This window comes from Vibrio sp. D173a (assembly GCF_030248475.1).
This window is the reverse complement of sequence record NZ_JAHGAH010000660.1, coordinates 1-1006: the sequence shown is the minus strand read 5'-3', so window position 1 is coordinate 1006 and position 1006 is coordinate 1. Positions and strand designations below refer to the sequence as shown.

Annotated in this window: 1 protein-coding gene; it reads left to right on the top strand. The window is 46.7% G+C overall.

Annotated features, from left to right (window positions below):
- Positions 1–272 precede the first annotated feature (272 nt).
- The coding region (gene hemC, locus KIV40_RS28305) for a hydroxymethylbilane synthase (protein WP_285352534.1) at positions 273–1006 on the top strand (734 nt) is incomplete at its 3' end.

Genomic DNA, 1006 nt, shown 5'->3' with positions numbered 1-1006 from the left:
AATTTAACACTTTTACCCTTAATGGTAAAGCAAAGCTGGCGATGCTGCCACCTTTGTTCTTCTAGGGAAAACGCTAAATCCACGGCATGGTAGTGTCCTCTTTATTGACTATTTCTAATAATAGCCCATGTTTCAAATGAGATACCAATCACACTATTTTGGTGAAGTAATGAAATTCCTTTATCTATCAAAGCTCGCAATGATCAAACAGTAAGAATTTTCAGCGCAGAGTGGTAGGATTAGACTATTACAGACTTCATATCGGAATCACCATGACACAATCAGCACCAATCCGTATCGCTACTCGAAAAAGCCCACTTGCTCTTTGGCAAGCCTACTTTGTAAGGGATGCTCTTCAAGCTGCGCACCCAGGTTTAGAGGTTGAGCTAGTGACCATGGTTACCAAAGGCGACATTATTCTCGATACACCACTGGCAAAAGTTGGCGGTAAAGGCCTGTTCGTGAAAGAGCTTGAAGTCGCGATGCTAGAAGGCCGTGCTGACCTAGCGGTTCACTCCATGAAAGATGTACCTGTCGACTTCCCAGAAGGCTTAGGTCTAGTGACGATTTGTGAACGTGAAGACCCACGTGACGCTTTCGTATCAAACACCTACAACAACATTGACGAGCTACCACAAGGTGCTGTCGTAGGTACATGCAGTCTGCGTCGTCAATGTCAGCTTATGGAGTACCGTCCAGATCTCGTGATTAAAGAGTTGCGCGGCAACGTTGGTACGCGCCTAGGTAAACTAGACGATGGTCAATACGATGCCATTATTCTTGCAGCGGCAGGCCTAAAACGCCTAGAGCTAGAAGAGCGTATTCGCAGCTTCATTGAGCCAGAACAGTCACTACCGGCTGTTGGCCAAGGCGCTGTTGGCATTGAGTGTCGTTTGGATGACGAGCGACTAATCAAACTGCTAGAGCCGTTGAACCACCAAGATACAGCTGATCGCGTACTGTGTGAGCGTGCAATGAACCTAACTCTAGAAGGCGGTTGTCAGGT